The 12,992-nt window shown below is 61.4% G+C and carries 9 protein-coding genes and 1 pseudogene; 1 reads left to right on the top strand and 9 read right to left on the bottom strand.

Annotation, left to right across the window (positions count from 1 at the left end; genetic code table 11):
- Positions 1-933: 933 nt before the first annotated feature.
- Positions 934-1,320, bottom strand: a complete 387-nt coding sequence (locus tag ACFQPG_RS11070; RefSeq protein ID WP_380813073.1) for a GFA family protein — start codon at positions 1,318-1,320, stop codon at positions 934-936.
- Between the two features lie 219 nt (positions 1,321-1,539).
- Here ACFQPG_RS11070 and ACFQPG_RS11065 point away from each other — a divergent pair, with 219 nt between their 5' ends.
- Positions 1,540-2,886 (top strand): APC family permease, encoded by a 1,347-nt coding sequence (locus ACFQPG_RS11065; protein ID WP_380813070.1) that lies wholly within the window; start codon positions 1,540-1,542, stop codon positions 2,884-2,886.
- Between the two features lie 122 nt (positions 2,887-3,008).
- Here ACFQPG_RS11065 and ACFQPG_RS11060 read toward each other — a convergent pair whose 3' ends face one another.
- From ACFQPG_RS11060 to ACFQPG_RS11025, 8 genes and pseudogenes are all read right to left on the bottom strand, one after another.
- Positions 3,009-3,308: a hypothetical protein gene (locus ACFQPG_RS11060; RefSeq protein ID WP_380813068.1), complete on the bottom strand. Its 300-nt coding sequence runs from the start codon at positions 3,306-3,308 to the stop codon at positions 3,009-3,011.
- Between the two features lie 632 nt (positions 3,309-3,940).
- Entirely contained in the window at positions 3,941-6,889 is a 2,949-nt protein-coding gene (locus ACFQPG_RS11055) for a beta strand repeat-containing protein (protein ID WP_380813066.1), read from the bottom strand.
- A gap of 838 nt (positions 6,890-7,727) precedes the next feature.
- Positions 7,728-9,410 carry a DEAD/DEAH box helicase gene (locus ACFQPG_RS11050; RefSeq protein ID WP_380813155.1) on the bottom strand — a complete coding sequence of 561 codons (1,683 nt, stop codon included), beginning with the start codon at positions 9,408-9,410 and terminating at the stop codon, positions 7,728-7,730.
- A 15-nt stretch (positions 9,411-9,425) separates the two neighbouring features.
- Positions 9,426-9,575: pseudogene (locus ACFQPG_RS11045) on the bottom strand (HNH endonuclease); the annotation flags it as partial.
- Between the two features lie 29 nt (positions 9,576-9,604).
- Positions 9,605-9,871 carry a helix-turn-helix domain-containing protein gene (locus tag ACFQPG_RS11040; protein ID WP_380813064.1) on the bottom strand — a complete coding sequence of 89 codons (267 nt, stop codon included), beginning with the start codon at positions 9,869-9,871 and terminating at the stop codon, positions 9,605-9,607.
- A gap of 333 nt (positions 9,872-10,204) precedes the next feature.
- Positions 10,205-10,492 (bottom strand): DUF167 domain-containing protein, encoded by a 288-nt coding sequence (locus ACFQPG_RS11035; RefSeq protein ID WP_380813061.1) that lies wholly within the window; start codon positions 10,490-10,492, stop codon positions 10,205-10,207.
- A complete protein-coding gene (locus ACFQPG_RS11030) occupies positions 10,492-10,749 on the bottom strand; it encodes an alkylphosphonate utilization protein (RefSeq protein ID WP_380813058.1) in 258 nt (85 codons plus the stop codon). The genes ACFQPG_RS11035 and ACFQPG_RS11030 overlap by 1 nt, the downstream gene beginning before the upstream one ends.
- Before the next feature lie 166 nt (positions 10,750-10,915).
- Positions 10,916-12,976 (bottom strand): S46 family peptidase, encoded by a 2,061-nt coding sequence (locus tag ACFQPG_RS11025; RefSeq protein ID WP_380813055.1) that lies wholly within the window; start codon positions 12,974-12,976, stop codon positions 10,916-10,918.
- Positions 12,977-12,992 lie beyond the last annotated feature (16 nt).

The raw sequence follows: 12,992 nt of genomic DNA, 5'->3' as shown, positions 1-12,992 counted from the left end.
CCAAACCTCAGCGCTCTCCGCCGCAGTGAACATCCGCCGCCGTCTCTTCGCCATCGCATCACCTCACCTCGCATCGGGTTTAGTGTTGCGACGACCTTCTGAGACCACCACCCATTGCGGACATTGGCGCTTGAGCTAGTCTGGGCGGCAACGACGGAGCTGCTCATGACATTGCTGCCGATACTCGTCGGACTAGCCGCACAGCCACTTGCCTTAGCCCCTGACAGGTCTGGCGACCACCGCACGATACACGTCGGTGTGCCTGGCCGCTGCGAAGCTCAGGCAGTGGCGGGAGGAGGGGCAATCGGCTGCTACCTCAATGTGGCGGTTGCGGTGAAGTCGCTTCCACCAGTGGTTTACTGGCATATTGACCGCTTCGCAGACATAGCCTCAGCCAGCGCGGCAAGTAGAGGCAGCGGCACCGTGGTGACTGCGCTCGGCGGAGACGTGTTCCTTTACACATTGAACGGCAAGTCAGAGTGGAGACCAGCTAGCGGTGAGCGGCTTGCAACCATCGGGCCGATGCCTGTTCCCGCCGAGGGGCCAGTGATCGCTCGGTACATGGAGGCTACCACCAACTCGCCGGCACAAACGCGGGTTCATCACCATTCCGGCCCCGAGGCCTTCTTCCTCCTTGAAGGGTCAATATGCGTGGAAACCAGCAGCGGTGAGACGCGAGTCGAGCAGGGGAAGTCAGCCTGGCTACCAGGCGGGCTCCCTATGCAGTTGTCCAATGGCCATCCCCTCCGACGATCCCTGCTGTTAGTACTGCACCCAGCAAAGCAGCAGTGGATGACTACCGAAGTGAAGTGGAAGCCAACCGGATTGTGCAGCCGATAACGTCCTATTCCCACCCATCCTGGACATTCGCCCTGCCCAACCGTCGTTAGTGTCCGCCCTCAAACTTGATAGCACCTGCTGTCGGCCATGAAGTCATTCAATGTGCCGCCAGCTTGAGGGAAGCGCGACCCATTCCAGGCAGGCGCTTGCCTTATTGGCGATCGTCGGCGGGGCCAGCGATCCCGAGGGGAAAGCGCCAACTGCAACACCGGTCAGACCGGGGAACCGCCCCGTCCGCCAAGCAAGTGTCGTTCCGCAGGATCGGCAGAACCAACGTATCTGAGGAGCGTCTACTTTAGGTTCATACTCGCCAATGTCGCCGCGTGGCCCTTCGACCTGTTCTGATGGGAAGTAGGCCGACCACCCGAACGCACTCCCGGAGCGCTTCCGGCAATCGTCACAATGGCACACAGCGCTGAGTTTAGGTTCGCCGCTCACGGCTATGACGCAAGCGCCGCAACAACATTGTCCAGTGGGCATGGGGTCCTCCCAAGCTCGGCAAGATTGGCCTTCTACTAAATCCGAGTGCCGACCGCTTGCTCTGTTTGCTCATAGCCGTTGGCGGCTAGTCCGGAGCTCGGCGGCCGTGTCGGGAATTGGTCGTTCGTTCAGCTAAGTTGCTAAGGTGCGGGATAGACCCATTGCGGACATTCGCTGCTGAACTGCTAAGCTCGCGCTCGGCTCAGCAGGGGAAAAATCGTGGCTGCAATAACGAACCGGAATGCTGCGGCTCGTTCGAACGGCCGTTTGCTGCGTGTACTTGGCTTGAGCTTCGCCCTCGCAGTCGGCGTCGGGAGCGTCATAGGAGGCGGGATCCTGCGCACCCCCTCAGCTGTGGTCGAATCCGTGGGCAGCGTGCACATCGCTCTGCTCCTCTGGGCTGCAGTTGCCGTGCACGCCGCGATTCAGGCGAACGTCATCGCGGAGTTGATCACCGCCATGCCCAAGGCGGGAGGATTTCTCGTGCCGGCCCGCGCCGCGTTCGGCGAACCTGGGGGCTTGCTAATCGGATGGGTCGACTGGCTGAACCTCGTCGCTGGAATAGCAGCGCTTTCGATTGTCACCGCCGAGTTCTTGGGGTTTCTGGTGCCGCAAGTCCGCTCAGCCCCCGGTCTCACAGGGGCTGTAATCGCGCTCTTGTTGTACGGTCTGAACTGGCTGGGGGTGCGGGAGGGGAGCAGGGCACAGATTGTCGGCAGCTTCGCAAAGTTCGCCTTCCTCTTGGCCATTGCCGGCCTGATTTTCCTCTCGCCCCCTCCCGAGACCCAGCGAGCTGCAGCGGCGATTGCACAGCCGGTAACGCTGCTCGGGATCGTCGTTGCTTATCAAATGATCTTCGGAGCCTATTCGGGTTGGCCGAACGCCATCTATTTCGCCGAAGAAGATACCGACCCCGGCAGGAACATCCCGCGGGCTCTTTTCGGGACCATCTCCGCGGTAGCCCTGCTGTACTTGCTCGTCAGTGCGGCACTGTCGTACGCGCTGCCGCTTGAGACCCTGAGAACCTCGAAGCTTCCCGCAGCCGATGCGATCGGCGGATTGTTCGGGTCGCGCGCGCTGCAGATCGTCGCGGCCGGAGCGGTATTGATTGCAGGCACTTGCCTGAACGCCAACATCATGGCCGCTCCGCGAGTCCTCTACGGCCTTGCCGAACAACGGCTGTTCCCCAGGGCCGCGCTTGCAGTGAACCGTGGCGGCACGCCGTCCGTAGCGCTCATGTTAACTGCAGTCGGCTCTGTCGCGTTGACCCTCACCGGTGAGTTCGAGACCATCTTCCGGATCATGGCGGCCCTGGGTATGTTCCCGCTACTGCTTGCCGACGTGGCTCTCTTCAAGCTGCGGCGGGATGCGCCGGATCTTCCACGGCCATACCGGGCCAGGCTCTACCCACTGTTGCCCGCTATTTCGCTCGTGCTCGACGCCACGCTGCTCGTCGCTTTCCTTGTTGCCGACTGGACAAGCGGTCTCTTCATCCTCGGCGCAGTAGCGGTGGCTTGGCCCATTGGTACGTGGATGCGCCGGTCGCAGCGGCCTACCGCGGCATAAGCTTACGTCCGCTTTCCACCCATTCCGGACATCCAGGCGGAGCGTCTGCTTTCGACCAAGCACACACTCAGCCGCGATCGGCACACCCAATTGGCGAATTGGCCGCAAGCGGCACTGAACTGCTACCACTCAATTGAGGGCGGAACGCTGCTGGCAGCAAGGATCACAAGACCAATAACTGCGACGATGGCCACGCCCCCAACGATCAGAACAGTTTTTGTCCCCTTGCTCATCCCGCGCCGTTTTTGCTGTTGCTCGGCCTCCTGAGCCGCAATTGCGGTGCTGGCGGAAACGGCCGTCGCAAGCGCCGTCGGCTGCTGCGCGGCTGCGGCCTGGGCGTGAGTTCGCAGGTTGAACTCGACTGGCGATGCGGGCGCGCTGTTGCTCGCAGCGGCGGCTGCAAGGCAGGGCTGAGCGCTCACTGCCAGAGCAACTCCGAGGACTGTACCTTTCGCTAAGATTTTCATGATCGCCCCTCTTTCGACGCGGTAACGACAGCCGCCGATTCGACATTTTTCGGCTACACTAGCAACATACGCAAGCTCCCGCTCTGCCGTCTCGCCTCATAACTGAAGTGCGAGAATGTCCACTTCCGACCCGTTGCGGACATCCGTTCGGGCTGTGATGTTGAAGTAATGTCCGGGAGCGCAAAGGGATCTAACTCCGACGCGGCGGTCGCGTTCGGCTGCTACCTGGCGGGTTGGTTAGTGACGGTGGGACCACTGGTAGCGTTGTGGTTGCTAGGCTCTGGCCTTGGCGGGAGACCAATCAAGTTCGTGCCGCTCGATATCTTGGAAGACGCCCTCGCCCTAGAGCCCGTCCCATTGCTGATGGTGGTTCTGACCCTTCCTATGTTGCTCCCTGTTTACTTCTGGGTGCGGCGACGCATCAGCCGGAACTGAATGTCCGGTTCCCACCCATTGCGGACACTCGGCCCTTCCAAGGACCAGTCCCTAAACCGAAGTTCCCGGGCGACCCACCACTCATGGCTGGAGGAATATACTTGAGCAAAAAGAGGGCCGCGGATCGCGGCCCTCTCTCAGTGGCCAAGGTCCTAAATGATCATGAAATAATCGTGGTTCTGCAGAAGGAACATCGAGTCCCCCATGTGGCTGTCGTCTACGAACCCGGGATCTTTCGCCGAGAGGCTGCTCAGGGAGCTCGATAAACTGTTCACGCCATCGACTTCACCGTCGTCGTTAGCGCCTGTTCCATCGATACCAATTGACCAGCTGTCAGTGGCGGCGTCGCCGTCACCGTCAGTCACCTTGGCAGTGAAGTTTAGCGTCTGGTCCGGCGTGTCGAGCACGAAGCCTAACGATACCCTGCCGACGTCGAAGTCCGCCGAGCCAGCAAGGGCCTGAAGGTCGAACCGATTGAAGGTGCCACTGCGTGCGGTGAACTCGATGGCGTCACCGGTGGTTGCTCCAGTTACGACGATATCATTGCCGTCGATGGAGACCGTGATCGCGCTCGCGCCGGTGCCCTGCGTCACGCCGGCCACGATGCCAGCATCATCCCAATTCCAAGTGAAGTTCCCAATGGTGACGCTTCCGACCAACACGTCGCTATCGTTCTTCAGCGCCGTGTCGAGCGTGTCATTTCCGATGTACGGATTCACTCCTGCAAACCCTTCCTCCGGGGTCCCATCATCGGGGTCGGGAGTGCTCGCGTCTGGTACGAACGAAGCGTTGACCAGCGAGATCTTCATAATCGCATCTGCATTTCCGGTCGTTTGTGAAATGAAGAGCGTGGCACTGGGCGTGTTTAGATAATTGTCATAATCGATTTGCTTGACGTTGATCCCGGTCGCCTGCCCGTCACCGCTAGCCGGCAAAGGCACAAAGCCGGTCGTCAGCGTGAAGACGGCGATCGAACCATCGGTGTCCTGCTGGTTCACCTTTGGGCCGTCGGTAAAATGCTGAGCGTTGATGCCGATCGTTGCACCAATGCCGCCTTGGCTGGTGTTCACGGAATCGCTGGGGTCGGAACTGCCGCCCTTGATAATGTCACCTTGCTTGCCGCCGCTATCAACGACGTTCAGGTCCTGGCCCGTGACAAGCAATCCTCCAGCCTCGTTGCCAACCGCCACCCAAAGGAAGTTACCGGATTCGAGGTTGTCGAACGTGAAATCGAGCGTGTCAGGTGCCGGAACCTTCAGCACTTCGAAGGTATAGCCTCCCGCTCCGTTGTTGGCGGAGTCGCCGAGCGTCAGCCGGTAAAACGCGTCATCGCCAGTGTCGCCATAGGTACCGCTCTTGTTTGTGTCCTCATAGTAGGTCACGCCCGTAACGAGCGAGGCCGTCGTGCTGTTGGGCACCGCCTGTAACTGGATGTTGTTGATGCTTAACGACGACGTGTAGCTGGTCAGTGTGTACACCGGCGCTCCCTTTGGATCGGTGCCTACTGCACCGCCAAGGGTGACGTCGGTAACCTTTCCCGTGGCGTCGGCCGCAAGCTGGACCACGCTGTTTGCGATCGATGCGCTGACACCATCGGAATCGCCAATTTTCGGGCCGTCGTCATCGACGATCAAGGAGCCGCCGACAGCGGCCGTGTCACCCGTGACATTGTCAATGTCTATGCGCCCGATATCGAAGTCGGCAGTGCCCGCAAGACCTTGGATGTCGAAGCGGTTAAACGTCCCGCTGCGCGCGGTGACCGTGATCGTATCGGCTGTCGTGACGCCGTCCACGATCACATCATTGCCGTCGATGGAGACCGTGATCGCGCTCGCGCCGGTGCCCTGCGTCACGCCGGCCACGATGCCAGCATCATCCCAATTCCAAGTGAAGTTCCCAATGGTGACGCTTCCGACCAACACGTCGCTATCGTTCTTCAGCGCCGTGTCGAGCGTGTCATTTCCGATATACGGGTTCACCCCTGCAAACCCTTCCTCCGGGGTCCCGTCATCGGGGTCGGGAGTGCTCGCGTCTGGTACGAACGAAGCGTTGACCAGCGAGATCTTCATCTTCGCGTCGGCATTCCCCGTCGTCTGAGAAATGAAGACATCGACGCTGCTCGTGTTGATATAGTTCACATAATCGATTTGCTTGACGTTGATCCCGGTCGCCTGCCCGTCACCGCTAGCCGGCAAAGGCACAAAGCCGGTCGTCAGCGTGAAGACGGCGATCGAACCATCGGTGTCCTGCTGGTTCACCTTTGGGCCGTCGGTAAAATGCTGAGCGTTGATGCCGATCGTTGCACCAATGCCGCCTTGGCTGGTGTTCACGGAATCGCTGGGGTCGGAACTGCCGCCCTTGATAATGTCACCTTGCTTGCCGCCGCTATCAACGACGTTCAGGTCCTGCCCGGTAACGAGCAGGCCAGCGGCTTCGTTACCTACCGCAGCCCACAGGAAGTTGCCCGACTCCAGATTGTCGAAATCAAAGGAGATAGAGCCTTTGGAACTGACATTGAGGAGATCGGTCCAGTCGATGGGATCGTCGGGGTCACCGGAATCGGGATGTGCGATGGCCATGAACGTGACCATTTCGATGCTGGCGCTTTTATGGTCCCCTGCCTCTTTCAGGTAGAAGGCAGCAACTACGTCACCGGCATCTGCGGTCGCGCTGGTCGTCGCGAGCACGATGTCCCCATTGTCATAGGAATGGAGAAAGATTTCGCTGCCGCTCACCGTCTTCAGCGGTACTCGATCCGTGGTTGGATCGCCGTCATCGTCGATCAGGACCTTATCACCGTTCAGCAGAGCCCCACTTCCGTCGGAGAAGAACAAATCACTGACGGTCTCGGTTTGAGCGGCGTTGACCGTCACGAAGCCTGCCCCAGTGATCAACGCCTCTGCATTGTCGGCGAACGCCAGCTGGCCCGAATCGAGCTGTAGGCTGGACGGCATATTGGGCGCTGGGGAAATCGCGGTCCGGTTCAGGAAGTTCTGGAAGCGTTCGGAAAGGCCGCTGAGATTGCTGCCGATCGCATCATCGTCGTCCTGGATGCCAATTGTTTGGTCATTCGTAAGCGGCCCACCGATAAGGATGTCCATGGCGTATCTCCGTCCTTCAATTGTGACGAGCGGCACCCTTCCGCCTGAGGCGTGCCTCGGCGGTTTTCCGGTGCGCAGGGATTGAATCGGCTTCGCTGAGGCTGCGACGTCGCTCGTAAACCCAGATCGAAATCAAGCTCGTGGGTTATGGGCTGTTGATCATGTGCGCAGTCCCTTGCTCAGAGAACCGGCAGGTCGATCGCTCGTGGACCGAACGCGCAGCCATCGCGGCGTCGCAGCTAGGTCCGACAATGGCGGCCTGTCCACGCGGACGCTCAACAAACGAACCGAAGCGACTCGCACCTCACCGTCGGCCGCTCACCGTCCAAAGTGTAGTTCTTCGGGCAAGAACGGAAGCTATCCCGGGGGTGTAGCCCGTGAAAATCGACTGCGGAGGAGGCGGCGAGGGGCGACCAACCAAGGCGAAGTAAGGCTGGGACGCGCAGCCAATATCCGCCATGGGTCGGAATCGGACATAAGCTTGGCAGCGGACGGAGCGTCTGCTTACCGGCGCTGGCCACGCAGGGATGAGCGTCCGAGATGTGCGCTGAGCCGACGCCTGCTCCGCCTGAACGAACGTCAGCTATGCGCTGGTCTTCACCCGTAAGCTGCCCCTCCGCTTCCCACCACTACCGGACCTAAGATCGTGCCAAACGAGGGGCCGCGGCTGGATCATCTCTCCTCAGCCTAGATGTGGGTGCAAGGCGCTCGAACGCCTGTCGCCTCAAACGGGAATTGCGACGCCCCGCTTTCGCCAAGGGGCCTGCGCCGCGTCCCATTTCTCACGCCGTAGCTCGCCGAGTTGCTTGCCGGGCAGCATGGCGAGTGCGCTTGACTCTCAAGGACCGGGGTCGCCTGTGTTGTTCTCAGCAACGAGCTTCACGAACATTGGCATCAGCTCCATAGGCACAGTGCGCAGGATGTGGGCCAACACCTCATGCTCTTCCTCCGCCTTCTTGATCATCAACCGGTGAGCAGGCGCCAAAGCTTCGGCTTTCACCACTTCATCCTCCGGGATGATGATCCCACGTGCGATCACGCCATCGCGGGCAGCCGCTGCGAGCTTGATGTGGTACTTGGCCGTAAGGTCCAGCCCACAGTTGTTGCACCGATCCTCGCTCAGGCGATTGAATGCTCCGCATTCGCACGTGCGGAAGTTCGTACTCCGGACTGGAAACTCGGCGCTGCAGGTGACGCAGTGTTGCGCTGCGAGATCATTGCGCTCCCCGCAAGATCCGCACTTCTTTCCCGTAGAACGGTTCTCCCGGATCGATGCGGCTGCGGGCATGTCGTTTTCAATCCGCCGGGCATATTCATCAAACAGCTCTAGTGCGGGCATGACGACGTAAGCGCGGCTGCCATCCTGGTGCCCACAATTCCGCACGACCCGCCCAATTGCCTGCCGGAAGGCAAGTTCGGTCATTGCGGAAGGCAGGTAGACCAACACTCGCAGGCGAGGGATGTCGACACCTTCCGAGACCATACCGACCGACACAAGCCACCGCTTGGTGCGGCTCGCGCGGAATGCATTGATGCGACGGTCCGTGGAAGAGAGGTTGGAGTGCACGATCGCCGGCCGCTCGCCTTCCGCACGCTCAATGAGCTTTGCGAAGTATTCGGCCATTTCGATGCCAGGAGCGATCACGAGGCCACCGGCAGTCGGCATCTCCAGGCGAATGTCGTCCAGCTTCTCGGCCGCACAGGCGAACATCGTTCCCTGGTAGCCATTGAGCTGCGGCGTTGAACCATCGGCCTCGAATTGCGGAGTACGGGCCAAGCGCTGGAAATCAACGACCCGCCGAAGAACACCGTCCACTTCGGCGTTGGGAGGGATGACTGGTGGACCATTGCTTGGGACCTGTGCCTCGAGTGAGTTGCCGAGATCGACGGTGAACAGACCTCCGTGCCTATGAAAGGTGACGGGACGGCAATAACCGAGCTCGACTGCCTCCCCATAGGTCAGCGTGTACATACCCGCCTCCGGGTGCTGGATGGCGCCAAGCTCATCGAGGTTCAGCCAAACGGACGAGGCACCGTCGGAACGCACGGGCGTTCCCGTCAGGATCAGGCAGTACGCGGCTTCCTTGAAGGCGCTGTCTGCCGAGGCGCCCCACGCAGCTTTAATGGCAGCATGGTGATGCTCGTCGCAGATGACGAGAACCCGGTCTTTGGAACAGATTGCCTGGAGCCCGTCCTTCAACCCATTTACCGCCGACCAAGTCGCGCAGATGTCGGGCTGCCCAGCATCGATGTCGTCCATGCGCGTGATCTTCATCATGTGGCGCCCGGTCATCTCCTGCCAATCGGAAGCCCACTGATCCACGACGGTCCGCCGCGGCGCGATGACGATCACGCGCGAGATCTCGCCCGTGGACATCAGTGCAGCAGCGATAGCGCAGGACACACGCGTCTTGCCGGATCCAGGCGCGGCATTGATCACGAAGTGGCGGTCGCCATCAGCCGATGCGAAGTAGGTGAGGGCCTTGTCGAGGGCGGCCTGCTGCCAGTTGCGGAGCTTCATCGTCTTGTTACCTTTGGAGAAATTGCATGACGGGCAGGTGGCGCGCCCGTTCTGGAGAACCGTGGGACCGCCGTGGCTGAACGGCAGGTCGTGATCAGCGTGGAAGCTGCGGGGGAGGGGGGCTGTGCATTCCTCGCACCGACCCCCGCTGCGGAGTGCGAGCACTAAGCGCTGCCTCCGATTGAAACGGCGCTTCACGAAGCAATCCAGTATTCCGTGAGCTTGATGTCGCTAACCGGCAGGGCCGGGGGCGCGATTAGAGTTGCCGCCTGGTTGACCCGGCGAATAGCGCCGGCAAGTGGAACGGTCTGCCGTTCCACCTTGTGACCTTCGCTACGAAGATCAGAGATGATCTTGGTTAAATCCGGTACTGCAAAGAGGACCATAGCCTCAAGACGCGTAATGGCGTTGCCGGCCAGCAAGTACTCGCGGGCAGCCTGCACTCCATAGGGGTTGAGCATTAGAAGAACCTTCCTTGTTTTTCATCCCACCGTCGGGATGCAAGTTAGTCCTTCCCTCCTGTTTCTCTTCTTACGTCGGAGCGAAGCAATCCTATTCCAACGGTCGAGGGTGCAGCGTGCAGCGTGCAGCGTGCAGCGTGCAGCGTTTAGTGTCTGGCATGAGGTTTCATGTTCGCGCACTGGCCAGTGCTGAAATTCGCGCGGGAGAGCGACGCTCCCTATACGGGTCTGAAGCCCGCCGAGATCCGGGTCCGCCGCCTGGTGTACCCAAGCGATGGCTCACCCCTCAAGGCAAGCGACGGTCTCTCACCCGCCTCGCACAGTCATGGGCCCTTAGACGATCCTGACCAGCTTGTTTTTGCTCGTCGCCCCGCGCACGAGGGCCAGCGAGGACACAGGAAGACCGAGCGCCCTGGCAAGCAGGCTCAGGACCGCTTCGTTCGCTTTCCCATGCTCGGGCGTGGCGGTGGTGCGGATAGACAGCACCTTGTTGTCGCCCTCCGGCAGCGTAACCGCCTCAACGGACGCATTCGGCGTCACTCGAATCTCAATCAGCCCGTTTGCGTCCATGCGCTTCCTGACCTCGGAAGCGTCGGGCAGGGGCAGCTTACGCTTCGCCATCAGCGTTTGCGGACGAACTCGGCCCGCAGAACGAGACCCTTGATCCCCTCGTACTTGCAATCGATTTCCTGCTGATCGCCTGTAAGCCGGATCGACTTGATCAGCGTTCCGCGCTTGAGCGTCTGGCCTGCGCCCTTGACATCCAGATCCTTGATCAGCGTCACTTGGTCCCCGTCGGCAAGAAGATTGCCGACCGCATCGCGCACTTCGATCTGGGCAGCGGCGCGACGGTTCTGCAACAGCTCGGCCGCCCGCACCTACTCGCCGCTTGCCTCGTCGTACACATAATTATCGTCGGACATCGCTGCTTCAGCCCTTGTCTTGATGCGTCCGTCATCATCGCGGCGTGCTCAGCCACCGCCTCGTCATCTCCTCAATGGAAACAGTACGAACGAGGCGACTGATGTAGCGCGCGGCAATCCGCTACCGGACTCCAAGTTCCCGAAGCAAATGGCTCTGACCGTAGGCGTGGCGCAGCGCTGCGGTCACGGCCGAGGTCGTCACCAGCACGCTCCGGTTGAGCTCCGGATCATATCCATAAGCGTTGCGCTGGGTTAGCACGGTAGAATCGAAGTTCGCTCCAATGATCTCGCCCTTGGCATTGACCGCCGGCGAGCCCGAGGAGCCACCGATAGTATCCGTCGACGCCGCGACGTTCAGGATCGTGCTGGCCGTGATCTTGTCCTTAGCCGCAAGCAGACGCGGCGCGACGTCGAACGGCTCGGCGCCTGTCGCTCGCTGCCACAAGCCGCCGAAGGTGGTCGCATAGGGAACCGTCCGGCCGAGCCGAGTCCAGCCGCGCAGGCGGCCGTAGGTCAGGCGTAGCGTTCCGGTTGCGTCGGGGTAGAGGCTAGTCCCGAACACTGCAAAACGAGCCTTCGCGAGTGCCTCGCTGGCGCGGTCGGTCGGAGCCTGAACCTTGCCCTCATAATCGGTGCGCGTGCTGCGGGTGACGTCCTGGATCTTGAGGAGGAACTGGATCAAGGGGTCGTTGGAGGCCTGCACAGCGGTGAGGCCACCCTCCCAGAGCGTCCGGCGCAAAGCGGGGTCACCAAGCTTGGTCCCGCGCGTTAGCCGGTCCGCGAGCTGCTCGGGCGACTCCTTGCCGAGAAGCTGCGCGATGCGCGGATCGTCGACGGTCAGGATCTCGCGCACCTTCGACAGCCACCAGGCAAGCTGGACCTCGTCGAGCTCGGGGTAGGTCGGACGCGCGGCGAGAAGCCCGTTCTCGACCTGCGCAAGGCGGGCGTCACCATATTCCGGCAGGCGATCGGCATTCGCCTTGGGCCGCTCCTGAGCGCCGCGGACCAGGTCCTTGGCCCAATTATAGAGCTGCGAGCCGCCGCCCGCGCGGACTTCCAGCATGTAATAGCCGGGATAGAGGCGCACGATCTCTTCCTGCAGCTTCGCCAAATCGGTCCAAGGATCGCCGATCGACTGGCGAAGCGCAGGGTCGGCCTGCACCCGCTGCCGTAAGTTCGCCTCGGTCTGCGCGCGGCCTGCCATGAAGCGCTCGTCGATCAGCGACTGCTGCCGCCCGAAACCGCGCTTGTACACATTTTCGATCGACGAGATCGCCTGGCCGGCGATGAAGGCGTTGCGCTCATTCTCGTGGGAGAAGCGTAGCAGCCGCCCGCGAAGCTCGCTGTTGATCAGCTGCTCCAACGGCAAGGTGACGTCCTGCACCGTGCCCAGCTGCGCCTGAGTCAGCAGTCGCTGGGTTGCACCCGGGCTGCCCGACAGGAAGACGGGCTGGTTCTCCTGTGGCGGGGCCGGGTTCCAGCGGAGAAATCCGGGCGTTCTGACCGGGCGGTCATTCTCGTAAATGCGCACGAAGGCCGCATCGACGGCGAAGCGCGGGAAACTGAAATTGTCGAGGTCGCCGCCGAACGCCGACGCGCGATGCTCAGGCGCGAAGGCCAGTCTGACGTCGGCATAGCGGCGGTAGGTGTAAAGCTTGAACTGCCCGCCGCGATAGAGCGTCACTACCTGGCAGCGGCGGGTCTTGTCCGATCCACAGGCTTCGGTCTCGATCTTCGCGGCCTCGGCGTCTCGGGCCTTGATGAAGGCTTCTCCGCCGAGGCCGGCACCGGCGGCGTGCATGCGTGCCGTGACATCGCTGATGTCGGTCAGGATCTCGGCGACCATCCCGGGGCATAAGCGCTCTTCCGCCCGCGACTGGGGCGTGAAGCCGGTCTGTACATAGTTGCGCTCCGGCTTGGACAGATCCTCAACGCAGCGGGACGCGACATGCTCGTTGGTCAGGATCAGCCCCTCGGCCGAGACCAGACCGCCCGAGGCACTGCCCAGCCGGACCGAGGCGAGACGAACCCGGTCGAGCCATTTCTGGTCAATTGACACGCCGAGATCGCGGTTGGCGGCGGCGATGGGGAAATTGTCGAAGGTCCACATGCCCTCCTCGGCACCCGCCGCCGTCGGAAACAGGATGAGACTGGAGGCGAGGAGAAGACGGGAAAGACGCAACGGCGATACTCCTGAG

Source organism: Sphingomonas sp. GCM10030256 (assembly GCF_042666415.1).
GTDB lineage: Bacteria > Pseudomonadota > Alphaproteobacteria > Sphingomonadales > Sphingomonadaceae > Sphingomicrobium.
The sequence above is the reverse complement of the archived record's forward strand: the minus strand, read 5'-3'. Positions and strand labels throughout refer to the sequence as shown.